This is a genomic window from Streptomyces griseoaurantiacus, assembly GCF_036189845.1.
GTDB lineage: Bacteria > Actinomycetota > Actinomycetes > Streptomycetales > Streptomycetaceae > Streptomyces > Streptomyces griseoaurantiacus.
In genome coordinates this window covers 2,610,341-2,635,191 of the sequence record NZ_CP108326.1, presented here as the reverse complement: position 1 = coordinate 2,635,191, position 24,851 = coordinate 2,610,341, and the positions used below count along the sequence as shown (strand labels likewise).

Annotated in this window: 23 protein-coding genes and 3 tRNA genes; 9 read left to right on the top strand and 17 right to left on the bottom strand. The window is 74.4% G+C overall.

The window, feature by feature from the left end; all coding sequences use genetic code 11:
• The first annotated feature begins 152 nt into the window (after positions 1–152).
• Positions 153–1,097, top strand: coding sequence for an NAD-dependent epimerase/dehydratase family protein (locus OHB09_RS11645; RefSeq protein WP_006140676.1), 945 nt, complete (start codon positions 153–155; stop codon positions 1,095–1,097).
• Between the two features lie 109 nt (positions 1,098–1,206).
• Here the strand turns inward: OHB09_RS11645 and OHB09_RS11640 are convergent.
• Positions 1,207–1,280 (bottom strand) — tRNA-Lys (locus OHB09_RS11640).
• 266 nt (positions 1,281–1,546) lie between these two features.
• Between OHB09_RS11640 and OHB09_RS11635 the strand changes: the two genes are divergently transcribed.
• Together OHB09_RS11635 and OHB09_RS11630 are read left to right on the top strand one after the other, a co-directional pair.
• Positions 1,547–2,425, top strand: a complete 879-nt coding sequence (locus OHB09_RS11635; RefSeq protein WP_328921940.1) for an SPFH domain-containing protein — start codon at positions 1,547–1,549, stop codon at positions 2,423–2,425.
• 120 nt (positions 2,426–2,545) lie between these two features.
• Positions 2,546–2,971 (top strand): DUF3592 domain-containing protein, encoded by a 426-nt coding sequence (locus OHB09_RS11630; protein WP_191890099.1) that lies wholly within the window; start codon positions 2,546–2,548, stop codon positions 2,969–2,971.
• 54 nt (positions 2,972–3,025) lie between these two features.
• Here the strand turns inward: OHB09_RS11630 and OHB09_RS11625 are convergent.
• The 6 genes from OHB09_RS11625 to ehuB form a co-directional block, all read right to left on the bottom strand.
• Positions 3,026–3,099: transfer RNA gene (locus tag OHB09_RS11625), tRNA-Lys, on the bottom strand.
• Between the two features lie 97 nt (positions 3,100–3,196).
• Positions 3,197–3,955: an IclR family transcriptional regulator gene (locus OHB09_RS11620; protein WP_234525504.1), complete on the bottom strand. Its 759-nt coding sequence runs from the start codon at positions 3,953–3,955 to the stop codon at positions 3,197–3,199.
• A 258-nt stretch (positions 3,956–4,213) separates the two neighbouring features.
• Positions 4,214–5,017: an ectoine/hydroxyectoine ABC transporter ATP-binding protein EhuA gene (gene ehuA / locus OHB09_RS11615; RefSeq protein WP_006140672.1), complete on the bottom strand. Its 804-nt coding sequence runs from the start codon at positions 5,015–5,017 to the stop codon at positions 4,214–4,216.
• A 10-nt stretch (positions 5,018–5,027) separates the two neighbouring features.
• On the bottom strand, positions 5,028–5,678 hold the full coding sequence (ehuD, locus tag OHB09_RS11610) for an ectoine/hydroxyectoine ABC transporter permease subunit EhuD (protein WP_328921939.1): 651 nt from the start codon (positions 5,676–5,678) through the stop codon (positions 5,028–5,030).
• The gene (ehuC, locus tag OHB09_RS11605; protein ID WP_191853144.1) at positions 5,675–6,430 is read right to left on the bottom strand and encodes an ectoine/hydroxyectoine ABC transporter permease subunit EhuC; all 756 of its coding nucleotides are present in this window, start codon (positions 6,428–6,430) and stop codon (positions 5,675–5,677) included. Before ehuC ends, ehuD begins: the two co-directional genes overlap by 4 nt.
• The gene (ehuB, locus tag OHB09_RS11600; protein ID WP_040895462.1) at positions 6,427–7,332 is read right to left on the bottom strand and encodes an ectoine/hydroxyectoine ABC transporter substrate-binding protein EhuB; all 906 of its coding nucleotides are present in this window, start codon (positions 7,330–7,332) and stop codon (positions 6,427–6,429) included. The genes ehuC and ehuB overlap by 4 nt, the downstream gene beginning before the upstream one ends.
• A gap of 160 nt (positions 7,333–7,492) precedes the next feature.
• On the opposite strand from ehuB, the gene OHB09_RS11595 reads away from it, so the two are divergent.
• Both OHB09_RS11595 and OHB09_RS11590 read left to right on the top strand, forming a co-directional pair.
• A complete protein-coding gene (locus tag OHB09_RS11595; protein ID WP_006140666.1) occupies positions 7,493–8,224 on the top strand; it encodes a maleate cis-trans isomerase family protein in 732 nt (243 codons plus the stop codon).
• Between the two features lie 207 nt (positions 8,225–8,431).
• Positions 8,432–9,568: an LLM class flavin-dependent oxidoreductase gene (locus OHB09_RS11590; protein ID WP_191890100.1), complete on the top strand. Its 1,137-nt coding sequence runs from the start codon at positions 8,432–8,434 to the stop codon at positions 9,566–9,568.
• Positions 9,569–9,629: 61 nt separating this feature from the next.
• On the opposite strand, the gene OHB09_RS11585 is transcribed toward OHB09_RS11590, so the two are convergent.
• Positions 9,630–11,633: a putative bifunctional diguanylate cyclase/phosphodiesterase gene (locus tag OHB09_RS11585; RefSeq protein WP_328921938.1), complete on the bottom strand. Its 2,004-nt coding sequence runs from the start codon at positions 11,631–11,633 to the stop codon at positions 9,630–9,632.
• Positions 11,634–12,021: 388 nt separating this feature from the next.
• On the opposite strand from OHB09_RS11585, the gene OHB09_RS11580 reads away from it, so the two are divergent.
• A complete protein-coding gene (locus OHB09_RS11580) occupies positions 12,022–13,443 on the top strand; it encodes a M6 family metalloprotease domain-containing protein (protein ID WP_407077321.1) in 1,422 nt (473 codons plus the stop codon).
• Between the two features lie 75 nt (positions 13,444–13,518).
• On the opposite strand, the gene OHB09_RS11575 is transcribed toward OHB09_RS11580, so the two are convergent.
• The 7 genes from OHB09_RS11575 to OHB09_RS11545 form a co-directional block, all read right to left on the bottom strand.
• Positions 13,519–13,592: transfer RNA gene (locus OHB09_RS11575), tRNA-Lys, on the bottom strand.
• Positions 13,583–14,221: a bifunctional DNA primase/polymerase gene (locus OHB09_RS11570; protein WP_371788565.1), complete on the bottom strand. Its 639-nt coding sequence runs from the start codon at positions 14,219–14,221 to the stop codon at positions 13,583–13,585. The genes OHB09_RS11575 and OHB09_RS11570 overlap by 10 nt, the downstream gene beginning before the upstream one ends.
• Before the next feature lie 165 nt (positions 14,222–14,386).
• Positions 14,387–14,752 (bottom strand): hypothetical protein, encoded by a 366-nt coding sequence (locus OHB09_RS11565; RefSeq protein ID WP_006140661.1) that lies wholly within the window; start codon positions 14,750–14,752, stop codon positions 14,387–14,389.
• A gap of 154 nt (positions 14,753–14,906) precedes the next feature.
• A complete protein-coding gene (locus tag OHB09_RS11560) occupies positions 14,907–16,280 on the bottom strand; it encodes an AAA family ATPase (protein ID WP_191853140.1) in 1,374 nt (457 codons plus the stop codon).
• Positions 16,277–17,947, bottom strand: a complete 1,671-nt coding sequence (locus OHB09_RS11555; RefSeq protein WP_328921937.1) for a hypothetical protein — start codon at positions 17,945–17,947, stop codon at positions 16,277–16,279. Before OHB09_RS11555 ends, OHB09_RS11560 begins: the two co-directional genes overlap by 4 nt.
• A gap of 70 nt (positions 17,948–18,017) precedes the next feature.
• On the bottom strand, positions 18,018–19,181 hold the full coding sequence (locus tag OHB09_RS11550; protein WP_191853257.1) for a hypothetical protein: 1,164 nt from the start codon (positions 19,179–19,181) through the stop codon (positions 18,018–18,020).
• A complete protein-coding gene (locus OHB09_RS11545) occupies positions 19,132–20,145 on the bottom strand; it encodes a phosphatase PAP2 family protein (RefSeq protein WP_167793368.1) in 1,014 nt (337 codons plus the stop codon). Before OHB09_RS11545 ends, OHB09_RS11550 begins: the two co-directional genes overlap by 50 nt.
• A 249-nt stretch (positions 20,146–20,394) precedes the next feature.
• Here OHB09_RS11545 and OHB09_RS11540 point away from each other — a divergent pair, with 249 nt between their 5' ends.
• Positions 20,395–20,991: a histidine phosphatase family protein gene (locus OHB09_RS11540; protein ID WP_328918922.1), complete on the top strand. Its 597-nt coding sequence runs from the start codon at positions 20,395–20,397 to the stop codon at positions 20,989–20,991.
• Between the two features lie 34 nt (positions 20,992–21,025).
• Here the strand turns inward: OHB09_RS11540 and OHB09_RS11535 are convergent, their stop codons facing one another.
• Entirely contained in the window at positions 21,026–22,435 is a 1,410-nt protein-coding gene (locus tag OHB09_RS11535) for a tetratricopeptide repeat protein (protein ID WP_328921936.1), read from the bottom strand.
• A 353-nt stretch (positions 22,436–22,788) separates the two neighbouring features.
• Between OHB09_RS11535 and OHB09_RS11530 the strand changes: the two genes are divergently transcribed.
• Together OHB09_RS11530 and OHB09_RS11525 are read left to right on the top strand one after the other, a co-directional pair.
• Positions 22,789–23,169, top strand: coding sequence for a hypothetical protein (locus OHB09_RS11530; RefSeq protein WP_006140653.1), 381 nt, complete (start codon positions 22,789–22,791; stop codon positions 23,167–23,169).
• A gap of 74 nt (positions 23,170–23,243) precedes the next feature.
• A complete protein-coding gene (locus OHB09_RS11525; RefSeq protein WP_328921935.1) occupies positions 23,244–24,188 on the top strand; it encodes a spermidine synthase in 945 nt (314 codons plus the stop codon).
• A 48-nt stretch (positions 24,189–24,236) separates the two neighbouring features.
• Here the strand turns inward: OHB09_RS11525 and OHB09_RS11520 are convergent, their stop codons facing one another.
• Positions 24,237–24,809, bottom strand: coding sequence for a hypothetical protein (locus tag OHB09_RS11520; protein ID WP_167793359.1), 573 nt, complete (start codon positions 24,807–24,809; stop codon positions 24,237–24,239).
• Between the last annotated feature and the right edge of the window lie 42 nt (positions 24,810–24,851).

The following is a 24,851-nucleotide window of genomic DNA, read 5'->3' as shown; positions in this document are numbered from 1 at the left end:
CCCACCTTCCGGCCGGCCCGTCGGCCCGCCCGTCCGCGCCCCGGCGAGGGGCGCGGACGGGGCGCGGGCGCACCCCTGCGATTGCCAAGCGGAACAATGTTCCGTAACGTTAGTGGAACCAAGTTCCGCTTTGTTTCGCCCAAGGGGGCACCATGATCCTCGTCACCGGAGGCCTCGGCTTCATCGGATCCCACACCGTGCGCGCGCTCCTCGATCTGGGCGAGGAATGCCTCCTCGTCCAGCGCAACGCACGCCCGCTGCCCTCCTTCCTCGACGGGAAGGGGGTGACCCTGGAGCAGGCCGACGTCACCGACCTGGACTCCCTGCTCGCCCTCGGGCGGCGGCACACCGTCACGGGCATCGTGCACCTGGCCGGCTCCTACCCCTGGCCCCCCATGCCCGAGGGGGCGGTCGCGGCCACCCGGCGCTCGCTCGACGGGCTGCTGAACATGGTGCAGGCGGCCGAGGAGTGGGGCGTGCGCCGGCTCGGGCTCGCCAGCACCATCGGCGTCTACGGCGGCATCGACCACGGCCGCCCGCTGCGCGAGGACGCCCCGCTGACCATGACCGCGCCCGTCTCCATCCCCACCTTCAAGAAGGTCGGCGAACTGCTCAGCGGGTTCCTCGACGAGCACTCGGCCGTCGAACTCGTCAACTACCGGATCTCCGGGACCTGGGGACCGCTCGGCCACGCCGACCCCTTCTTCGCCGCGCCCGCCCTCGTCCACGCCGCCGCCCGGGGCACGGAGCCGGACCTGTCCGGGCTCATCGGGCCGGCCTTCGCCGGTGACGGGCTCGACCTGAACTACGTCAAGGACACCGGGCGCGCCCTCGCCCTGCTCCAGCTCGCCGACCGGCTGAACCACCGCACGTACAACGTGGGCGCGGGGCGGGCCACGACCAACGCCGAGGTCGCCGAGGCGCTCAAGAAGGCCGTCCCGGACGCCCGGATCGACCTCCCCGCCGGGGGCGGCGGGCCGCACATGGTCTTCGACATCGACCGGCTGCGGCAGGACACCGGCTACCGCCCCGAGTACGACACCGAGCGGGCCGCCGCCGACTACGTGGCCTGGCTGCGCGCCGGCAACGCGCGCTGAGGACGCCGGCCCGGCCGGGACGGCACCGACCGCGCCGGTCCACCCGCGGTCATGTGGCTCGCGGGCATACGGAAAGGCCCCCCGCTCCCACGGGGGGCCTTTCCGGTCGTGCGCCGCCAGGGACTCGAACCCCGGACCCGCTGATTAAGAGTCAGCTGCTCTAACCAACTGAGCTAGCGGCGCCTGCTGACCCGGGAAACTTTACCGGACGCCGGAGGATGCTCCCGACCACGCGGGGGCCGGTCGGCGGACCGGGCGGGGAGGCCGGTGCGCGTACGCCGTTCGCCCGGTGGGCGTGCGGTTCCTCCGGAGCGCCGGAACACTTGCCGTCGTGCGGAGAGGGCACGCCGCGGCACCGGAACTCGTCCTTCCGGCGGCCGGGCGACCGCGCGGACGCGGACCGCACCCCGTACGGCGCAACTTCCGGCGCGGAGGCTTGGAGGGCATCGATGAGTACGACGACTTCCCGGACGGAGGGGTCACGGCACGGACGGGTCATCCACGGCGAGTCCACCCTGGAGATCCCCGTCCATCTGCTCTTCCGGGACGACCCCGGGGGCGCGGCCCCCGCCCCCGGGGCGCCCGAGGTGCGGCTCCGGCCGGTGCCGACGATGCCGGCCGCGCCCTCGGCGCCCCCGGTCCCCGCGGCGGCTTCGGTGCCCTCGTCCGGCGGGGACGGGCCCGGGGTGCGGTCCGCCCGGATGCTGCCCGGTGCGCTCGGTGTGCTGGCGGGGGTCTGCGGGGCGACGGGGTGCCTGCTCACATCCTGGTGGGCCGGGGTGCTGCCGCCCCTCGCCGGGCCGGTCTGGCCCTCGGGGACGGGGCTCGGCCCCGTGCAGTGGGCGGCGTACGCGGGAGCGGGAGCGCTCGGCCTCGCCGGCTTCGTGGGGCTCGCGCGCGGGCGCGCGCGGCAGGCCGGGGAGCGGGGCCGGACCCGGGCACGGCCGCGGCACTGGCGCAGCGAACCGGTGCCGGTGTGCGACGCGAACGGGCTGGAGCTGTCCGTGACGGTCCTGGTGACCTGGCGGTTCCGGGAGACCGCGCGGGCGCTGCGCGGGGTGGGGAGGCACCGGCGGTACCTCGCGGAGTGCGTCGAGGCGGCGCTCGCGCGGCTGGTGCCGCAGGTCCCGGTGGGCGGTTCGGCCGCGCGGGGAGGGGTGACGCTGCGGGACGCCGGGGCGCTGGGGGACGCGCTGACCAGGTGGGTGGCACAGGACGTGGAGGCGGTGGGTCTCGAGGTGTGCGCGGTGCGGGTGACGCGGGTCGCCTATGTCACGGAGGTCGCCGAGTGGCTGCGCGGGCGGCGGATGGCGGAGCTGGAGGGGTAGACCCGGGGGAGCGGGCGGCGGACGGTATCCTGCGGCGGTTTCTGACGTGCTCCGGCCGAGGGCGTCGGCGGGGGACCGCCGGTGGCCGCCCGCCCGCCGGACCGATACGGGGGATCGTCCATGGGCTTCCTGTTCCACTTTTTCATACCGTGCCTTCTGCTCTTCCTCGTCTACGCCGGTTGGCGCTCCGTCGTCCGGGTCCAGGAGCGGCGGGCGGCCTGGGCGAGCGGCCTGACGGCGCAGGGGCGGGTGGTGCGGGCCTGGGTGACCACGCGGATCGTCAACAACGTCCCGCGGTACACGCACTGGCACGAGTACGACTTCACCACCGTCGACGACCGGGCGGTCCGCTTCAGTGAGTCCGGCGGCCCCAGGGACCGGGCCGAGGGCGAGCGGGTCCTCGTCCACTACACGCGCGAGAACCCCGAACGGGCCACCGCCGGGGAGCCGACCCCGGGGCGGGACTCGGCGGTCCTGACCTACGTCCTGATCATCCTGGGCGCCGGGTTCCTCGTCACCCTCTGGGCGGGCGTCACGTACTGGTGAGGGCAGGCGCGCGAAAAAAGAGGCCCCCCGCGTCCGCGAGGGGCCTCTCTTCGGTGCGCCGCCAGGGACTCGAACCCCGGACCCGCTGATTAAGAGTCAGCTGCTCTAACCAACTGAGCTAGCGGCGCATGACTCCCGCCTTCACGCTCTCGCGTTCCGGCGACGGAGAAAATAGTACCTGGTCCGCGGGGGTGCTGCCGACCACGGTCCGGCGGGCGGGGCCCCTCAGAGCGTCAGGGAGAGCAGGACCGGTGCCGCTCCCCGGTTCAGACGTTCCGCCGCCTGCCGCAGCCGGTGCGCCTGGCGGGCCGGGAGGGAGAGGGCCAGGCAGCCCACGGCGGAGCCCGCCGTGATCGGCACCGCCGCGCACACCGTGCCGACGGCGTACTCCTGGAGGTCGAGGACCGGGACCGTCGGCGGCTGGGCGGCGAGCCGGGACAGCAGTGCCCGCTCGCTGGTGATGGTCCGCGAGGTGAGCCGGGCCGGCCGGTGCCGGGAGAGGTGGTCGCGGCGGGCGCCCACGTCGAGCTGGCCGAGCAGGCTCTTGCCTATCGCGCTGGCGTGGGCGGCGGAGCGGAAGTCGACCCACTCGTGCACCGCCGGCGCGGCCGGGCTCTGCGCGCACTGGGTGAGGCTGACCTCGCCGTCGATGTAGCGGCTGACGTAGACCGCCGCGCCGACGGAGTCGCGCAGCCGGTCCAGGGTGTGCTGGAGCCGCTCGCGCACCGCCCGGTCACGGCCGTGCGCGGCGCCCAGACGGCAGAGGGCGGCCCCGGTGACATAAGCGCCGTCGGCCGTCCGGACGACATAGGTCTCCTCGCTGAGCATGCGCAGCAGCGCGCTCAGCCGGCCGGCGGTCAGGCCCGTGCGGCGGGCCAGCTCGGTGGCGGTGACCCCGGCGGGGCGCCGGGAGACGGACTCCAGGACACGCAGCGCGTCCTGGGCCGAACGGTACGGGGCGGTCGGTTCCTGGGTCAGCGCCACGGTCTCCCCCTGCGCTTCGGGCCGTTCTCCGGGCGGTCGGCTGCCGTCCACGATAGGGCCGAACGGGGGACCGGAGAGCGGCCGACGCCGAAGTTCGCGAGGGCGTACGGACGCCGGGCGGCCCCCGTACGAGCCCCCCAGCAGCGACGTATCACGGCGGCACATGCCGGGGGCACGGCCGCGGGGCGCCGACCTCGGGGTGCGCCGGGCCCCCGTCACCCGGCGGCGCCCCGATCAGCGGTTTCTCACCGTCCGCGGTCACAGCACCGCGCTGAGGAATTCCCTCGTGCGTGCGTGCTCCGGCTCGCCGAACATCTTGTCCGGCGAGCCCGACTCGATGACCCGACCGGAGTCGAACATCAGTACCTGGTCGGAGATGTCCCGCGCGAAGCCCATCTCGTGGGTCACGCAGAGCATCGTGATGTCCGTGGAACGCGCGATGTCCCGCAGCACGTCCAGCACGCCCGCGACCAGCTCCGGGTCGAGCGCCGAGGTCACCTCGTCGAGGAGCAGCACCTGCGGCCGCATGGCCAGCGCCCGCGCGATCGCGACCCGCTGCTGCTGACCGCCGGACAGCCGGGTCGGGTAGGCGTCCGCCTTGTCGGAGAGGCCCACCAGCTCCAGCAGCTCCCGGGCCCGGGCCTCGGCCTCGTCCTTGGACATGCCGAGCACCGTCACCGGGGCCTCGGTGATGTTGCGCAGCACGCTCATGTTGGGGAACAGGTTGAAGTGCTGGAACACCATGCCGATGTTCTTGCGGACCTCGCGCACGTGCTTCTCGCGGGCCGGGACCAGCTTGCCGCCCCGCTCCTCGTGGGTGAGGTAGTCACCGTTGACCTTGATCGTGCCCTCGTCGGGCCGGGTCAGGGTCATCAGCAGGCGCAGGATCGTCGTCTTGCCGGAGCCGGACGGGCCGATCAGCGTCACGTGCCGGCCGGACTCGACGGAGAAGTCGAGCCGGTCCAGCACGGTGTTGTCGCCGAACCGCTTGGTGACCTTGTCGAAGCGGATCAGCTCGCCCCCGTCCACCGGCGGGTTGGCGTGGGCGTCGGGATCCTTCATCAGGGGAGTGTCAGCGGACAAGACGTCGCTCCAGGGCTCGCAGGAGGAGGGAGGCGGGGTAGGAGATCAGGATGAAGGCCACACCGATCACCGTCAGCGGCTCGGTGAACTGGAAGTGCTCCTGGGAGAACAGCCGTGCCTGGCCCAGCATCTCCAGCACGGTGATCGCCATGAGCAGCGGCGTGTCCTTGAGCATCGAGATCACGTAGTTGCCGAGCGCCGGCACCACGCGGCGGATCGCCTGCGGCAGGATCACCGCGGTCCAGGTGCGGCGCAGCGGCAGGGTCAGCGCGGTGGCCGCCTCCCACTGCCCGACGGGGACGGCCTCGATGCCGGCCCGGTACACCTGCATCGTGTACGTCGAGTAGTGCAGACCGATCGCGAAGACACCGGTGGTCAGCGCGGAGAAGGTGATGTTCCACTCGGGCAGTACGTAGAACAGGAAGAAGAGCTGCACCAGCAGCGGGGTGTTGCGGATGAACTCCGTGACCACTCCGACCGGCCAGCGCACCCAGCGGGTCGGCGTGCGCATCAGCAGCGCCCACACCAGCCCGAGGGCGAAGGAGATCAGCGAACCGAGGGCGAGGGCCTGCAGGGTGACCAGCAGCCCGTCCCAGAAATGCGGCATGAAGTCGGCGACGGCGCCCCAGTCCCACTTCACGAGTCACCTCCGACCCCGGCGCCCACGCCGGCGGTACCTGTAGTCGTCGACGCCGACAGGCCCGCGGTGTCGCGCTTGAGCGAGAACCGCGAGGGCCGCGTCGGACCCTGTCCGAGGCCGGCCTTCAGATCGCGTTCCAGCCGGCGCATGCCGCGGGTGAGCAGGAAGGCGATCACGAAGTAGATCAGCAGGACGTACGTGAAGATCTCCGCGCTCTCCTGCAGCGCGAGCCGCACCAGGCTGGCGCTGAACGTCAGATCGCCCATGCCCATGACGGACACCAGCGCGGTGCCCTTGAGCAGCTCGATCAGCAGGTTGGAGAAGGGCGGAATCATCTCGGGCACGGCCTGCGGCAGCAGGATCTTGCGCATCCGCTGCCAGGGCGTGAAGTTCAGCGCCACACCGCCCTCGCGCTGCGCCGGGTCGACGGCTCCCAGGGCGCCGCGCACGATCTCGGCGCCGTACGCCCCGTACGTCAGACCGAGCGCGAGCGTGCCCGCCCACAGGGGCACGAGCTGCCAGCCGAACGCGGGCGGCAGCACGAAGAACACCCAGAAGATCATGATGAGCGCGGAGGTCCCGCGGAACACCTCGGTGTAGAAGCCCGCGAGGAAGCGGACGATCCACAGCCGGTGCGTGCGGGCGATGCCGACGACGAAGGAGACGCCGGTGGCGAGCAGCGCGCTGAGGAAGAGGAGCTGGACCGTGACCCAGACGCCCTTCAGGACGAGTTCCCACAGACCGGATGTCATTGGCCGCAGAGCTCCTTCGCCGTCATGTCGGTCACCTCGTCCTGCGTGAAGCCGAACGGCTTGATGATCCGGAGCAGTTCGCCGCTCTCGCGCAGCTTGCGCAGTTCCGCGTTGAAGGCGTCGCGCAGCTTCGTCTCGGTGGGCCGGAAGGCGAAGCCGCCGCCGTCCACGTGCGGCTTGCCGTCGACGAGCGGCTTGAAGGCCTCGGTCGCCTCGGCCTTGCGGGACTTCAGCACCACCTGGCGCGCGGTGACCGCGGTCGCGGCGAACACGTCGGCCCGGCCGGCCTCCACGGCGTTCATCCCGGCGACCTGGTCCGGGACGATGAGGATGTCGCTCTCCTCGTAACCGGCCTCGACGGCGTAGGCGATCTCCGCGTAGCCGGTGCCGGTGGCGAACTTCGCCTTCTTCTTCACGACGTCCTGGTAGTTGTGCAGCCCCAGCGGGTTGCCCTTGCGGACGACGAAGGAGTCGAGCATCTGGTAGTCGGGATCGGAGAAGATGACCTGCTCGCAGCGGTCGGGGTTGATGTACATCCCCGCGGAGACGATGTCGAACTGCTGCGAGTTCAGTCCCGGGATCAGCGAGCCGAACTCCGTCGGCACGGCCTGGACGCGGTCGACACCGAGGCGCTTGAAGATGACTTTGGCGAGTTCCGGCGCCTCCCCGGTCAGGTCGCCGTTCTTGTCGATGTAGCCGAAGGGGATCTCACCGGCGATTCCCAGCCGGGCGACCCCCTGGGCTCTCAGCCGGTCCAGCAGATCGCCTCCGTCACTGGTCGAGGCCGTCGCTACCCGGCTGCAACCGGCGGCGACCGGCACGAGCAGCCCGGCGGCACCGGCGAGCAGCGCCCGACGACTGGGTCGAGGTATGTGTGCACCGTGCACGGGTGGTGAAGCCATGGGCGCGCCGCTACCCAGGTCCATCCAAGTCATGCGTACCAATTTTTTTTGGCGCAGGCCGATCGCCCGGCACGGACGGCATCGGAAAACCCGGCGCCCGCCCCGGGTGCGCCCCACTCCGCGGGGTACTCGAAGAGCCCGAACGACAGAAGGGCTGGGCATGACCGCACTCGGACTCCTCTACCCGGGTCACTCCGCCGAGGACGACTACCCCCGCATCGAGCAGCTGCTGGGCAGCGACATCCGAGTCGACCTCGTGCACACGGAGATCGGCGAGGACACCCACCACGTGGACGCCCTCCGCGCGCTCGGTTCGCCCGAGCACCTCGCCGCCGGCATCGAACGCCTCCGCCTCTCCGGCGCCGAGGCCGTCGTCCTCGCCTCCACCAGCGCGAGCTTCGTCCACGGCTGGGAGGGCGCCCGCGACCAGGTCCGCGACCTCGCCCTCGCGGCGGGCATGCCCGCCTCCGCGACCTCCTTCGCCTTCGTCCGCGCCGTCCAGGAGATCGGCGCGCAGCGCGTCGCCCTCGCGGCCACCTACCCCGAGGACGTGGCCGCGCTGTTCGCGGAGTTCCTGGGCGCGGCGGGCGTCGAGGTCGTCGCGGTACGGGGCGCGGGGGTCGAGACGGCGGCGGAGGCCGCCCGGTGGGGCGCGGAGGACGTGCTGCGCCTGGCGCGCGAGAGCGACCACCCCCAGGCGCAGGCGGTCCTGCTGCCGAACACCGCACTGCACACGGCGGCGTGCGTGGAGGAGCTGGAGGCGGCCCTCGGCAAGCCGGTGCTCACGGCGAACCAGGTCACCGTGTGGGAGGGGCTGCGCCTGGCCGACCGCCGGGTGAACGCGCCCCGCCTCGGCGCTCTCTTCACACGGGAACCGATCGTCCAGGCGTGAGGCGGACCCACGCCGGGGCTCAGGAGCGCGGGCGGGTGCGAAGAGACGCGGACGGGCGCGAAGGGGTGTGAAGGGACGCGAAGGGTGCGGGCCGGCGCGGGACGGGCCGGCCCGCACCTGTGCGCGGCGACGGCCCGCTCCTGTGCGCGGCGACGGAATAACCGGGGACCCCCTCCTGTTACGCACACGGCCACAGCGTGAGAAAGCATGCGTACGAGCAGCAGGAGGTACCCGGTGACAGACGGAACGGCGGCGGACGGGATTCGCGGCACCGCACACGGCACGGCCCCCGTGCCCCTCTCGGTACTCGACCTGGTCACCGTCGGCGCCGGGCGTACCGCCACCGACGCGCTGCGCACCGGCGTGGAGCTGTCCCAGCTCGCGGAGTCCCGCGGCTACCACCGCTACTGGGTCGCCGAGCACCACTCCATGCCCGGCGTGGCCTCCTCCTCGCCCGCCGTGATCCTCGCCCACCTCGCCGCCCACACCGAGCGCATCCGCCTCGGCTCCGGCGGCGTCATGCTGCCCAACCACGCCCCGCTCGTCATCGCGGAGCAGTTCGGCACCCTGGAGGCGCTCGCCCCGGGACGCGTCGACCTCGGCCTCGGCCGCGCCCCCGGCACCGACGGCGCCACCGCCGCCGCGCTGCGCCGCACCGAGCGGCTCCACGAGGGCGCCGACGACTTCCCGCAGCAGCTCATGGAGCTGACCCGCTTCCTCGACGACGACTTCCCCGACGGCCACCCCTACCGGCGCATCCACGCCGTGCCCGGCCCCGTGCAGGCCACCTCGCCCGGCGGCGTGCAGTCTCCGCACCGGCCGCCGCTCTGGCTGCTCGGCTCCTCCGGCTTCAGCGCCCGGCTCGCCGGCACGCTCGGCCTGCCGTTCGCGTTCGCCCACCACTTCTCGGCCCAGAACACCGTCCCCGCGCTCGACCTGTACCGCGAGACGTTCCGGCCCAGCGAGGTCCTGGCGGAGCCGTACGCACTGATCGGCGTCGCCGCGCTCGCCACGGACGAGGAGAAGGAGGCCCGCCGCCAGGTGCTGGCCGCCGCCCTCAACATGGTCCGGCTGCGCACCGGCCGCCCCGGCCTCGTACCCACGCCCGAGGAGGCGGAGGCCTACGAGTTCAGCCCCATGGAGCGGGAGTTCGTCGACTCCTGGAACGCCAACGTCATCCACGGCACCGCCGACGAGGTCGTCTCCGGCCTCGACGACCTCCAGAAGCGCACCGGCGCCGACGAGCTGATGCTCACCGCCAACGCCCACGGCGGCGACGTGCGGGTGCGCTCCTACGAGCTGATCGCCGACGCCTACGGCCTCCCGAAGGCCCCCGCCGCCTGAGCCGGGCGCGGCCGGGCGTCACGGGGTCGCGGCGGGTTCCGGCGGGCGACGCGCTCGGGCGTCAGGCGTTGCCCGCCGTCGCCGTCGCGGCCGTCAGCAGGTCCGAGATGCGGTCCGGGGACACCGGGCGGGAGTAGAGCCAGCCCTGTCCGGTGTCGCAGCCGATGGCGCGCAGCCGGGCCGCCTGCGCCGAGGTCTCCACGCACTCGGCGATCACCGTCAGACCGAGCCGGTGGGCGAGCTGCACCATCGCCTCCACGATCACCTCGTCGGCGGGACTGGCCGGTGCCCCCTCCGCCCCGGGCTCGGGCGCGGCGCCGCCCGCCGCCGGCGCCTCGTACTGGAAGCCGCGGACGAAGGAACCGTCCAGCTTCAGGACGTTGACCGGGAGCCGGCTGAGGTAGGCGAGGTTGGAGTAGCCGGTGCCGAAGTCGTCGATGGCGATGCGCACGCCCATGTCGCTGAGGGCTTCGAGTGCCTGGAGCGGCCGGCCGGCCGAGCCCGTCAGCGCCGACTCGGTCAGTTCGAGCTGGAGCAGGTGCGGGGGCAGCCCGGTCTCGGCGAGCGTCCTGGCCACGTCGGCCACCAGGTCCGAGTCCCAGATCTGGCGCACCGCCACGTTGACGCTGACGAACAGCGGGGGAGCGTCCGGGTGGTCGAGCTGCCAGCGGCGGGCCTGCCGGCAGGCCGTGGTCAGCACCCAGCGGCCGAGCGGGACGATCGAACCGTCCTCCTCCGCCAGTGAGATGAACCGATTCGGCGCCAGCGCGCCGAACTGCGGGTGGTGCCAGCGCACCAGCGCCTCGACCCCGCGCACCCGGCCGTCCGTCATGCTGACGAGCGGCTGGTACTCCAGCGCGAACTCGCCCTGCTCGATGCCCGGTCGCAGGGTGGAGGCGAGGGCCTGACGGGTCATCCGGTGCGCGTTGCGCTCCGGGTCGAACAGGGTCCAGCGGGCCCTGCCGTCGGCCTTCGCCCAGTACAGCGTCGTGTCGGCGTCCTGCATCAGGGCGGTGGCGGTGGTGCCGGCGACGCGTCGTTCGACGACGCCGATCGAGGCGGACACGGACACCCGGCGGTCCGCCAGTTCGAAGGGCGCGCGCAGGGCCTCCAGCGCCGACTCGGCGAGTTCGGCGAGCTGGTCGGTGCCGGTCGAGTCCTCCACGAGCAGCGCGAACTCGTCGCCGCCGAGCCGTGCGACGAGCGGTGCGCCGAGGGCGCGGTCCGCCGCGGGCCATGTGCCGGCGTCGGTGCCGTCACCTCCGTGGTCGGCGCCGGACCGGCCGCGGCCGGCCTCCGCGGCGCAGCGGGTCAGACGTTCGGCCACCGCCGCGAGGAGGCGGTCGCCGAGGCGGTGGCCGAGGGTGTCGTTGACCGCCTTGAAGCCGTCGAGGTCCAGGTAGCACAGGCCGATCCGGCCGGTGCCTCCTGCACCGTCGGCGCCCGCCGCCCCGGCGTCCTCCGCCTCCAGCGCGGCCGTCAGGCGTTCGAAGAAGAGGGTGCGGTTGGGCAGCCGGGTCACCGGGTCGTGCATCTGCAAGTGCCGCAGCCGGGCCTGCAGTTCGCGGCGGGCGCTGATGTCCGTGACCGAGAGCAGGACCGCCTGCCGGGCGGGCGGCAGTGGGCTGACGGTCACCTGGACCCAGAGGGAGTGGCCGTCGGGGTGCTTGAGGCGGCGCGTGCACCGCAGCCGGGACCGGCGGCCGCGCAGTACCTCGCGGTAGGCGTGCCAGGTGCGGGGGTCGGAGGCGAGGTCGACCAGGTCCGCGGCGGCCCGGCCGGTGAGGCCGTCGTCGGCGGCGTCGGCAGCCTCGGTCGCGCGCCCGGTTTCGGAGGCACGGTCGGCGTCGGAACCGGTGCCGCCCGCGCGTGCCTCGGAGGGGGTCCTGCCCAGCAGGGCCACCAGCGCCCTGTTGGCGGTGACCACGCGTCCCTCACGGTCGACGACCGCCATCGCCAGCGGCGCCTCGGCGAACGCGGCGACGGGTCCGCCGCCGTCACACTCCGTGACGCCGGCCCGGTCGGTGTCTGCCGAGGGTGCCGGTACTTCGGACGTTCCGCTCACCGCTCGCTCCCGCAGTGCATTCGTTCATCGTACGGATCTCGCAGGAAAGTGTGCCGATCATAGAGGCTGTCCCCCCTCCCTTCCAGCCGCCGTCCGGTGTTCCCTGGGGCCCGCCGCGCCTGGGGGATCGTTTCTGCTCGTCGTTGGCCCGGTTCGTTCACATGCCGACCGCATGTGACGTTCCGTGAGTGTTCGGTGCGTGGAAGCGCGCGCCGGGTGTGCGTGGGAAAGGGCGCCCGAACCGTCACCCCGCGCGCCGGGAGGGTGAGCGGGCGCACGCCGAGGACACCGTGGCGGACCTCACCCGTCCGGTGCAGGCAAACAGGCAGAAATACGACTAATCATCACAGGCTGGGTGCGTCTTCCCCCCTCGCACCCGGAGGTCGCCTTGCCGCGCCTGCTCCCCCTCGTGGGGCCCCTGAAGGGACTCGTCCGTGACGGCGCGCCCCGACTGCGCAGCACCGCGGCCGTCCTCACCTCGATGACCGCGCTCGCGGCGACCTCCCTGGTCACCGGACCCGCGCTCGCCGAGGCCGGCGCCGTTCCCTGCGCGCTGCGGCGCACCGAGGCGCACCACTCCGAGGGGCTCGACTCCTGGAACACCTCCTACCCCCGGCCCACCCGCCCCCTCGACGCGGTCATGGTGTTCCTCTCCTTCCCCGAAGCGGGCCCCGAGACGACCCCCGCCGAACTGGCCGAGGACTACTTCCCCGCCACCGACCGCTTCTTCGCCCGGGCCTCCTACGGCCGCTTCTCCCTGCGCACGCACCCGCTGCGGCAGTGGATCCAGATGCCGCACCCCTCCACCGCCTACGCCATACGACGGGACTGGAGCCCCGGCCGCCGGGCCGCCTATCTGCGCGACGCGCTCTCCGCGGCGGACCGGCACGTGGACTTCTCGCGCTACGACATCGTCTACTTCGTGGCCGACCCCGACGCGCCCGGCGTCGACTCCGACGCCACGAAGGTGGTCAACCTCGACCGGCCGCTGCGGGCCGACGGCAAGGCCATCCGCCGGGTCGTCACCGTGTTCGAGCAGCACCCGCCGGACCGGCTGGTCCTCGCCCACGAGACGGGGCACGTCTTCGACCTGCCCGACCTCTACCACCGGCCGGTCGACGGCAAGGGCGACTGGGACACGTACGTCGGCGACTGGGACCTGATGGGCAGCCAGTTCGGTCTCGCGCCGGACCTCTTCGCCTGGCACAAGTGGAAGCTGGGCTGGCTCGACCCGCGCCAGGTGGTCTGCGTGAAGGGGGCGGGCAGCACCCGGCTGAGTCTGGAGCCGGTGGACACGGGACCGGCGCCGGGGGACGCGTCCGTGACCGGGGGTGCCGCCGTGGCGGCGGGCTCCGCGGCCTCCCCTGCCTCGCCGGCCTCCTCGGCCTCCCCTGCCTCCGGCGCGACCGGGGCCGCCGGGGCGCCCGCGACGGTGCCCGGGCTCGGGGTGCGGCCGCTCGCCGCGACGGGGGGCGGGACGAAGCTCGCCGTGGTGCGCACCGGCCGCGACCGCGTGCTGGCCATCGAGGCGCGCGATCCGGCGGGCAACGACGCCGCCTCCTGCACCCGGGGCATCCTCGTCTACCGGGTCCGCAACGGGGCCGAGTCGGGCGAGGGGCCCGTCCAGGTCGTCGACGCCCACCCGCACACGGAGGCCTGCCCGAACGAGTCGGTCTACCCGCCGCTCGCCGACGCCCCGATCGCCTCCGGGGAGACCTTCACGGTGCCGGGGGAGGGCGTGCGGATCACGGTGGAGGGCCGCACGGCCTCCGGGCAGTGGACGGTCGACGTCACGCCGGGCGTGGAGTGAGTCGCCGCCCCGGCGAGGGGTGTGCGGGCATACGAAAGAGGCCCCTCGCTGGGCGAGGAGCCTCTTTCCGTCGTGTGCGCCGCCAGGGACTCGAACCCCGGACCCGCTGATTAAGAGTCAGCTGCTCTAACCAACTGAGCTAGCGGCGCCTGCTGACGTCGTAGACCTTAGCACCCTGATCGGCGGGAGGAAAAATCGAAATCCGCACCGCCGGGGAGGCCCCGGCACGGGCCGCCCGCACCGCCGCCCACCGCACGGCCTCGGCCCCCGGGAGCCACGGGCGGAGGGTGTCCGGGGCGACCAGCCAGCGCGAGGCCGGCCGCCCGGCGCCCGGCACGGGACGAAGGGCGGGCACGGTCACGGCGTCGCCCCTGCCGTGGCAGAGCAGCGGCGGCACGGCGCCGTCGCCGCACTCCCCGGCCGTCTTCCCCGCCGTCCCGCCGACCGCCTCCAGGGCCTTCTCCTCGGCGAGGAGCCGGGGCAGGAGGCGGGCGGTCCCGGGGGCGGTGAACAGCAGCGTCCGCCCCCGGTGGACGGCGACCGGGCCGGAGCCCGGACCCTCCTCCCACAACCGGTCGAGCAGTCCGCGGCCGAAGACGGCGGGCACGTTCACGATGTCGAAGGCGGTGCCGCAGGGAAGGACGAGGGGCGCCTCGGGCCGCTCCCGCCAGAGCGCGAGCGTGCTGCGGGGGTACGGGTCGGCCGAGGCCAGCCAGGCGGCGCCCTCCGTGGTGACCCCCGCCACGTCGGACCGGTCCGGGTACGGGTGGATGTTCATGGCGTCCATCTGTACCCCGCGTGACGCCCCCGATCCGCACAGTTGCCGAAATCGTGTGCGAGGCGGGCGGGCCGGGGGTACCGTGCGCCCGGCACCGGACCGGTCGGGGGCCCGCCCGCGAGCGGCGGGATCCGTACGGGGACGGCGCCGCGCCGTGTCCGTTCCTCAGCCCAGTTCGGACGGGCCCTTGGCCTCCACGCCCCGCATCAGGTTCTGGCCGAACTCCACCATCTTCTTGGCGTAGTCCTCCGTCCACTCCGCCCGCTCGGCGATCGCCGCCGCTGTCAGCCGGTCGAACCGGCGCGGGTCCGCGAGCTGTGCCGCCGCAATCGCCTGGTACTCCAGCGCCCGGTCGGCTGCGGCGCGGAACGCCTGCGTCAGCTCGGTGGCCCGGGACAGCAGGGCGCGTGGATCGTCCATCGACTCCAGGTCGAAGAAGTGTTCGGGATCGGCCGTGGCCTCCGCGGGCTCGAAGAGCAGGGGCGCGGGGCGTAGCCGCGATTCGTTCCGGCGCGGCGCGTGCTCCGCCATGACGTCTCCTCCTCGTACGTCCGATCCCCACCCGGTCGGGAGAGGGCCACCGTCCATTGTCTCGTGGGCGCGCAAGAGGGCGGGGACCGTCAGGGAGGACCCCGCCCACCCGAGGTTCAATGCGGGGACGGCGCCGGGTGTTCCCGTGCCCCGGTCATCGCGCGTCCCGTACGCGGTGGGCGGCGAGATGGTCCCAGGTGGTCATCATGGCGTCCCAGCCGTCGGGGAACTTGACCGTGACGCCGAGCTGGACCGGTTCCGTGGAGGGGTGGGCGTCGAGGAGGTCGGGGACGCCGGCGCGGCTGACCACGATGCAGGCGTGCCGGTGGCGGGAGGCGAGGACGCACAGGCGGCCCGTCTCCAGGTGGAAGGCCGTCGCGTCGGGGCGGCCCGACAGCGGGTGCAGCACGACCGTCACGTCGAACTCGCGGCCCTGGAGACGGTTCGCCGTGTCCACCGTGACGTCGGTGACCCCCAGCTCCGCGAGCGCCGCCCGCACGGCCGCCGCCTGGTCGCGGTGGGCGGTGCCGACCGCGATCCGGTCGGCGGTCAGCGGCACCGGCTGCGCCGCCCGCTCCGAGACCGAGGCCCCCTCGCGGTCGAGCAGCCGGCGGACGACCTTCGCGAGCGCCGCCACCGCCTCCGGGTCCGTGCGCGGGGTGTGCCGGGCCGGCAGCTCCAGCAGGCCCCAGCCCGCGTGCGCGGCCTCGTCGATCACCGCGTCCGGGCCCGAACCGTCGGAGGGCACGCCGAACGCGAGCCGCCGGTCGCCGGGGCCGGTGCCGCTGCGGAAGGGCGTGTACGGGTAGAACGCCTCCGAGACCAGCGGCGCCGCCGAGGCCGGCAGCCGCCAGGACACCGGGAGCCGGTGCTGCGGCAGCTCGGGGTTGTGCGCGAGCAGCGTGCTCACCGCCGAGGCCGAGGGGTCGTACGACAGTCCGGCCCACTGCTCCGCCCCGACGATCGCGAACGGGTCGAGCTGTCCCGGGTCGCCGACGAACAGGGCCCGCTCGAACAGTCCGGCCACGGCCAGCAGCGCGTCGGAGCGCATCTGGTACGCCTCGTCGACGATCGCGTGCCGCCACGGCTCCACGCCTTTGACGTGGGCCCACTTGGCGGCCGTGGACAGCACGATGTCCATGCCCGCGAGGTCGCCCGCCTTCGCGGACTTGCGGACGCCGGGCAGCTCGTCGAGCGCCTTGTCGTAGGGGTCGGCGTCGTTGCTGTGCAGCCGGCCCACCGCCGCGTCCGGGTTCTTCTCGGCGAGCCGCACCACGAGGTCGTCGACCTGGGCGTTGGTCTGGGCGATGACCATGAGCGGGCGCCCGGCGGCGGCCAGTTCGAGGGCGGCGCGCACGACGAGCGTGGACTTCCCGGCGCCGGGCGGCGAGTCGACGACGACGCCGCGGTGGCCGCCGTGCAGCGTGTCGCGCAGGATCGCGTCGGTGGCCCGCGCGGCCTCGGCACCGGGGTCGAAGGCGGGGGCCGGGCCGCCGGCGGCGTCGGCCGTGTCGTGCACCGTCGTCACAGGACGTCCTCCTCGGTCACCGCGTCCGGTCGCTGCGCCGTCGTGGCCGCGGCCTCGCCCGGCGGGCCGCCGTGCGTCCACGGGGTGTCCTCCGGGTCGGGCAGCTTCGCCCCGCCGCGCTGCTCGTGCTCGAACAGGGTGAAGCAGATCCGGTCGCCCTTCTCGGGGACCGAGCCCTCCTCGGGCTCCCGCCCGCGGCCCATCTTGTCCAGGACGCGCACGGTCACCAGCAGGCCCGCGCCGGCCCCGGTCCCGCCGTGGACGTCCTCCCCGTCCGCCCCGTTCTCGTGCGCGGCCCCCGTGTTCTCCTCCACCGCCTCGACGAACTCGGCGGACTGCGGTCTGCCGCCCAGTGAGCGGTACACCTTGGCGCGCTCCCCGAGGTGCGGCCGGTCGTCCGTGCGGACGGTCACCAGCGGGCGCGGGCTCGGCCGCCTGCTCTCGCTGTAGGCCCGCACCACCTCCACGACCTCGCCCGCGAAGGCCTCCCCGGCCAGCCGTCGCCCGGCCATGACCAGCGGGTCGTCCAGCGCCTCCTGGGCGTCGAGCCGGGCCTGCTCGCGCTCGCGCGTGGCGAGCTTGTTGGCCGCGGTGACCGCGTCGTCCAGGCGCGGCTGCGGGGGCTCCCCGGCCAGGACGCGGTCGCGGTGGCCGGTGAACGACCAGCGGTCCCGGGTCCACCGGTCGGCGACGTGCGCGCCCTCCGGCAGCGCGCGCAGCAGGTCGAGGCCGTGCCACACCGCGTCCCAGGTGGGCCGCGTACGGCTCTCCACCAGGGCGCGGACGTCCCGCTCGGCGGCGGTGAGTTCGCCGAGCCGGTCGTCCGCCTCCAGGCCGTCCTCGGCGGCGGCCAGCCGGGTGCGGGCGCGGTCGTAGCGCTCGATGGCGGGGGCGAGCAGCCGGTTGTCGAAGGCGGGGTCGGTGGCCGGGCCGGCGGGCGGGTGCAGCAACTGCCCGTCGGCGCCCCGGGCCAGCTCCGCGCGCAGGGCCTCCTCGGCGCCGCGCGTGCCCTCCGGCGGGTCGATCCAGGCGAGCAGCGCGCCCAGGTGCTGGTCCTCCAGATTGCTCTGGCCCGTCGCCCAGTGCCGGGACAGGAGTTCGGTGAGGGCCTGCAGCAAGGAGGAGCCGGGGACGCGGGCCCGCTCCCCGAAGTGCGTGAGCCACCGGCCGAGCAGCGGCACGTGGGGCGGCGCGGGGTGCGGGGTCTCGGGTTCCTGCTCGGCGGTGCGGCGGAACCGCATGGAGCGGCCCAGCAGCCGTACGAACTCGATGCCCGCCCGGCTCGGCACCAGGAGCTGCGGCGCGTCCGCGCACAGCTCGACCTCGACCTTGACCCGCTTGCCGGTCTCCGGGTCGGTCTCGGTGCGCTCGGCGGGCTCCACGTCGGCCGCGAAGGAGTCGATGTACGGCAGGACGACGTCGGCCAGCTCGGTGAGGAAGGCGAAGCGCAGGTCGCGGTCGCGGGGCTGGGGCACGACGAGCAGCCGCGGCGCGTCCCGCTCGGTGCCGACGAGCGCCCCGAGCGGGGCACCGGCCTCACCGGCGGTGGTCAGCGGCACGAACACCAGCGGCCGCGCGGACACGTGCCGGTGCCGCACGGTCGCCACCACCTGGGCCCGCCCGCTCCGCACGGCCTCCAGCCGGGCCAGCGTGGACATCAGGGACATGGGGGGACCTCCTGGGCGACCTCTTCCGCGACCTCCGCGACGACCTCGCGGGGGCCGCCGTGCGGGGCGGTCAGCATGCCGTTCCCCCCTGTCCCGCCGAGGCCGAGGCCAGCGCCTCCGCCCGCAGACCCGCCGCACGGCGCAGCGCGGCGACCGCCGGGTCCGCCGGGTCCCCCGCCTCGCCGTGCGCCGCCGCGAGCACCTCGTCGACCGTCGTGAGACCGCCCAGCTCCGCCCGGGCGGCCCGGCCCAGCGCGGTCACGGCGCCCGCCGCACGCGCGCGCTCCCGGCAGTGGAAGGCCAGCTCGCACGTGGACAGGCACTCCGGGGCGTACGTGGCCGGCACCGACTCCACGGCGGCGGTCAGCCGCTCCGGCGGCAGGTCGAGGCCGAAGCAGGTGCCCTCGGGGAGCGCCTCGGCGATCTCCTCGATGCGGGTGAGCCGGGCGAGCTGCCGCCGGGTCACCGAGCGCTGCTTGCGCACGTCGACCGCGGAGGCCGTGGCCAGGTTGGAGAAGTCCTTGGGGCAGACGAGCAGGATCCGGTGCCGGACCGCGGGCGCGGGGTCCAGCCGCGCCGCGACCTCCTCCAGCGCGAGGACGTACACCGCGGACTGCCGGGCGGCGGCGCCCACCTTCGCCGGGTCGGCCGAGCCGTCCAGCATCGGGAAGGACTTGATCTCGACGACCGTCCAGGACCCGTCGGGGTGGACGACCACCGCGTCGGGCTCCAGGAACGCGGGGGAGCCGGCCACGTCGAGCGCGAGCATGGGGTGGTCGAGCAGTGTCCAGCCGCCCGCCTCGACGGCCTCCCGCAGCGCCAGCGCCGTCCGGGCCGTGCGCCCGGCCGGGCCCACCGCCGTCAGGTCCGGCACGGAGGAGGTCTCCGGGGGCGGGGCGGCCGGGTCCAGCTTCTCGTGCACCAGCCGGAGCAGTTCCGCGCCGCCGTCCGCCTTGACGCGCTTCTCGAAGGCGTTGCCCCGCGTGAGGGCGAACTGCGACTGCCCGAAGGAGGAGGGGGCGCCCAGCGCGTCCGCGAGCGCCGCCTTGTCCACCCCCGCGCCGTCGAGCAGTGCCCGCCGGTCGCAGCCGGGGTTGGCGGCCAGCGCGGCGAGCGCGCGGGCGTCCAGCGCCTTGGGCTGCGGCGGGGGCTCGCCCGGCACGGGGACGGCCGGGCCCCGCAGCTCAGCGAGCAGGTGCCGCAGCGCCGTCCCCCGCGTCCGCGGGGGCGGCACCCGGTTCGGCTCCCGGCCCGTGGCGGGTTTCGCGCTGTCGGGGAATTCGCTCACCCGCCGAAGTCTGGCATCCGCCACTGACAATCGGGGAACCGCCGCCGCGCACGGCCGCCACCACCGGGGCCAGCCGCGCCGCCGACGCCGTCCGCAGCACCACCGCGAGCCGCATCACGGGTCCGGCCAGCAGCAGACCGACACCCATCACCGCCGCCCCGGCGACCGCGTCGAGCAGATAGTGGTTCGCGGTGCCCATCACCACGATCGTGGTGAACAGCGGATAGACGACACCCGCGACCTTCATCAGCGGCGAGCGGCCGTGGCGCCACAGCATGACCCCGCACCACAGCGCCCAGCCCACGTGCAGGCTCGGCATCGCCGCGTACTGGTTCGTCATGCCGCCCATGCCGCGCGGCGCGCTCGCCTCCCCGCCCCACCAGCCGTAGGAGCTGTACTGCGCCATCGTGTCCACGAAGCCGTGGGCGGGGTGCAGCAGCCGGGGCGGGCAGGTCGGCAGCAGCGTGAAGCCGATCAGACCGAGGAACGTGGACGTCATCAGCCAGGTGCGGACCATGCGGTACTGCTCCGCGTGCGCGCGGAACATCCACACGAGGATCGCGGGGGTGACGATGTAGTGCAGCGAGGCGTACCAGAAGTCGGCCGGGACGCCCAGCCAGGCATGGTCCGTGAACAGCCGGTTGAGCGGGTGCTCGGCGTTGATGTGGAGGAGCTTCTCGACGCGCAGGATCGCCAGCCCGTGGTCGACGGCACCGGACACGTCCCCGCGCACGATGAGCCGTCCCGCCGAGTACGCGGCGTACACCACGACGATCAGCGGCAGTTCCGTCCACCAACGGGCACGGGACCTCGAGGTCTTCGCCTCTTGCGGCCGGACCCGCGGGCGCTCCTCGCGCTCCGGCCCGGGCCGCGGACCCGCCTCGATGCCCGGCGATTCGGTCTGCGCCATCCGATCGCCCTCCCCCTTCTCGTCGCTGCGGGTGCCCGATGGCATGACGGCCCACCTTACGGTGCCTGAACACGTCGCCGTGGGTGCCCCCGGCACTGCAAGACGCGGAGATCGCGTTCCGGGTTGCCCGTAAGGGCCGCCCGGAGGCGGGCGGAGGCCCTTCGACAGGGTGCGCGATGATGGAAGAAGCCGCCTCTTCTTTTGTCTCGGAATCCCGCCCCGGATTCTTTGTCTCGGAAGGTCCCTCTCATGGCACCGCGCATCCTGCTGGCCCGGCACGGACAGACGGAATGGTCCCTGCTCGGAAAGCACACGGGACGCACGGACGTACCGCTCCTCGAGGAGGGCCGGCAGGGGGCCAAACTCCTGGGCGAACGGCTGCACCGGGCGCCCCTGGACGGTCTGCCCGGGGCCCTGGTGCGCACGAGCCCGCTCCGGCGCGCGCGGGAGACGTGCGAACTGGCCGGCTTCGGCGATCGCGCCGAGCCCTGGGACGCGCTCCTGGAGTGGGACTACGGGGAGTACGAGGGCATGACGCCGGACGAGATCCAGGAAGCGCGGCCGGGCTGGCTGCTCTGGCGCGAGGGCGCCCCCCGGGGCGAGACGGCGGCGGAGGTCACCGCGCGGGCCGACGAGGTCGTCTCCTGGGCGCGGGGGCAGGAGCGGGACGTCCTGCTGTTCGCCCACGGGCACGTGCTGCGCGCGATCGGGGCGCGGTGGCTGGGGCTGCCGCTGTCGTTCGGGGCGCGCGTGCGGCTGAGCCCCGCCTCGCTGTGCGTCCTGGGCTGGGCGTACGGGGAGGCCGCGATCGAGTCGTGGAACGACGTCGGGCACCTCGCGGGGTGAGGACGGCCTCCCGGCGGCCCGGGCGCGACCCGGCTCAGCGTGCCGGGCGGGGCAGGGAGGCGTGGCGGTCGAGGAACGCCGCGACCCGCGCCGTCCTGCGGTGGGGGAGCAGCAGCCGCCTCGTCGTGGACAGCATGGTGTGCACGCGGGCGGACCGGACCTCGTCCAGCAGGTCGAGCACCCGGTGGCCCGCCGCCGCGGCCTCCTCGGGGCGGCCGTCGCGGGCCAGGTCGTCCGCCAGCTCCGCCGTGTAGAGGACGGTGTTCCGGGCGAAGTGCGGGTCCTGCAGCCGCGCCGCACGGCGCGCGTGCCGGGCCGCCCGCGCCCAGTCGCCCAGCACCGACCAGCACTGCGCCTCCAGGCCCTCCAGTTCGGCCTCGCCGTAGAAGGACATCCACTCGGGGTCCGCGGCCGCCGGACCGTGGGCGAACAGCGAGCGGGCCCGGGCCAGCGCCCGTTCGCAGGCCGCGCGGTCGCCGAGTCCGGCCCGGCCGCCCGCCTCGCGCAGCGCCAGCAGCGACAGCAGCCGGGGCGAACCCAGCGGCCCGGCCGCCCGCAGGCCCGCCTGGGCCGCCCGCAGCGCCTCGTGGGGCCGGCCCGCGTCCCGGGCCAGGAACGAGGTGTTGCAGAAGGCGTGTGCCTCCAGGGCCGGGTCCCCGGCCGTCCGGGCCGTCGCGAGGGCCTCCGCGTAGTGCGAGCGCGCGTCGTCGAGGCGGCCCGAGTCGTGTGCCAGCCAGCCCACCGAGAGGGCCAGTTCGCCCGCCGCCGCGTACAGCCGGCCGGCCGCCGAGGGGTGCGCGGCGCCGGAGTCGAGCAGGGCGTACGCGGTCTGCAGCGGGGCGGCGGCGTACCGGTACAGGCCGTCGGCGCCGTGCCGGTCGTCGAGCAGCCGGATCCGCCGCACGGCCTCCTCCAGCAGGTCCGCCTCGGCGGTGCCCGCGCGGCGGCTCGGGCGTCCGGCGGCGGCCGCGGCGTCGGGGCCGAGGGCCGTCTGGGCGGCCAGGGCCGTCAAGGGTGTCAAGGGTGTCAAGGAGACTGCCGCCACGGTGGCGGTGCCGCCGGTCATGAATGCGCGACGCCGCACGTCGCTCTCCTCGTGGTCCGTTCCAAGGTGCTGTCGGTGCGGGGGATTCTCCCCGGCCGGGCGCGGGGAGCGGCCGCGCACGGACGAGCGGGGGGCGAATCCCAGGTCGGTCAGCTCCCGGCCGGGGAACATGTGCAGGAACACCCGTTCGTAGGCGTAGTTGGGGCAGCGGATCTCCCCCGCCTCCACCCGGCCGATGTACCGGGCGTCGCAGCTCACACGCTCGCCGATCTCCCGGGCAGCCCGCCGCACCGCCGCCGCGAACTCGCCCGGCGAGCGCTGCCCGCGCAGCTCCCGGAAGGCCAGGTTCGGCCTCGCGGGCAGGGGGGACTGGGACGAGGTCACCGCTGACGACGCCATGGCCGGGCCCTCTCTCGCACTCCGTCGACCCCACCGGGTCGATCCGTCCGACGGTGCATGAACGTACCCGTCCGTCAGATGCCGTGATGCGAGGTTTGGCTACAAACCGGATATCTCATCCGGGATCTGCCATGAACTGCCATCCTCGGGAAGGTGTGTGCGCCGTAGCCGTCGGCGGGCTCGTGCGTTGTACCCCGTGGACCGGGAGCCGCCGGAACTCCCGACCACTCAGCCGTCAGGAGGGGTACGCCGTGTGGGAGGCCGGGATGACGAGGATCGATCCCCGAAGGTCGCGTGGAGCCCATGGAGTACATGGAGCACATGGAGCCCATGGGGCGCAGGGAGCTCACGGGGTGCACGGCGCACGCGGGGCGCTGTCGTCGCCCGGCCTTCCCGACGTGGTGACCGTGCCCGCCCGGCAGGGACTCGAGGCCGTGGACATCCTGCGCCGCGGCACGGGGGACCGGGTCGGACCCGTCCTGCACGACGACGACTGCGACACCCTCGGCTTCCTGGTGCCGGCCGGGACGGCGGACGCCTGGGACGTGCCGGGCAGCACCTGTACCCAGACCGACGGTTCGGCGACGGCACCGGCCGCCCCCGAGCCGGCCGGCGAGGGCGGCGGCTGGCTGCTGCCGCCCGGCGGCGCCGAGCCGGCCACGGACCCCGCGGTGCTGCGGGACGCGCTCGGCGAGGCCGCGCGACTGCTCCGGGCGGCGGACAGCTGCAGGTGAGACCGGGGACCGGGTCCCGCCGGTGAGGCCGTGGTCCCGCCCGGGGCCGCAGGCGCCCGGCCGATAATGGGCGGATGGCGAGGAGCGCGAGGGCGGCGAAGACCCCGAAGGCCGGCAGGGCCCCGAAGGCCGGCAGGGCCGTGACGGACGAGGGGGAGGCGAGTGGCCGGGGCGGCGGCCGACGGGCGGCCGCCGAGGTCGAGGAGACCGTCGAGGGCGGACTGGCCCGGCTGACGCCCGACCGCGACCGCCCCCACTCCTGGAGCCTGTTCCTCGACGGCGCCCCGCAGTCGCACGTCGACCTGGACGACCCCACACGTCTCGCCTTCGACTACCAGCGCCGCCTCGGCCATGTGATCGACCTCGCCGCCCCGCCCGGCCGGCCGCTGCGGATCGCGCACCTCGGCGGCGGGGCCTTCACCCTCGCCCGGTACACCGCCGCCACCCGCCCCCGCTCCACCCAGCAGGTCGTCGAGCGCGACGGCGCCCTCGTGCGGTTCGTCCGCGAGACGCTGCCGCTCGACCCGCGCGCGCGGATCCGCGTCCGCACCCTCGACGCCCGCGAGGGCCTCGCCAAGCTGCCGGAGGACTGGGCCGACCTCGTCCTCGCCGACGTGTTCGACGGGGCCCGCACACCGGCCCACCTCACCTCGGTGGAGTTCCTCGCCGACGCCCGCCGGGTGGTGCGCCCCGGCGGGCTGTACGCGGCGAACCTGACGGACGGTCCGCCGCTGGCCCATCTGCGCGGACAGATCGCCACGGCGGCGGAGGTCTTCCCGGAACTGGCGCTGGTCGCCGAACCGGCCGTGCTGCGCGGCCGGCGCTTCGGCAACGCGATACTCCTCGCCTCCGACGCGCCGCTGCCCCTCGCCGAACTCACCCGGCGCGCGGCCTCGGACCCGCACTCCGCCCGGGTCGAACACGGCAGGGCGCTGGCCGACTTCACCGGCGGCGCCCGCCCGGTCACCGACGCCGACGCGGTGGCCTCGCCGGCGCCGCCGCCCTCGGTGTTCGACTGAGCGGGGCCGTGCCGTCGTGCGCCGTGCCGTACCCCGTGCGCGGACGGCTCAGTAGGTGCCGATGTCCACGTGCGGCGGCCCGTCGTGCCAGGTGCAGAACACCGACACCTTGTCCGCGCCCGAGGTGAACTCCACGCGGATCCACGACTCCGTCTTCCACACCTGCATCGACCAGCCGGCCCCCGGCGTCGCGGACACCAGCGTCGCGGAGGCGTCGCCGATGTCGAACACCACCCGGCCGCCGTCGGTGTCGTAGCCCTTGACCTCCCCGGAGGAGGCCGGAGGAGAACCCTTCGACGAGTGCGCGGAGGAGCCCGAGGAGTTCCCGGAGTCCCCCGAGGACGAGGAGGGCGGGGAGGAGGCGGCCCCCGGGGTGCCGGACGGCGCGGGCGCCTTCGACGTCCGGGACGGGGACGGACTGTGCGCCGGCTTCGGCGGGCGGCTGGTCGGCCGGGCCAGCGCCCTGGCCTCCTGCGTCGAGCCGGCCGCCGTGATGGGCAGGGCGCGCGGCGGGTCGTAGGCGGTTCCCGCCATGACCGTGTGGACACCCCACCACGACAGGGTGACCGCCGCGCCGGTGGCGAGCGACCACGCCGATACGTGAACGAGTCCTCTGTACATCGCTGTCATACTGCCTCACCCGCCCCACGCGCGTCCCGCCAG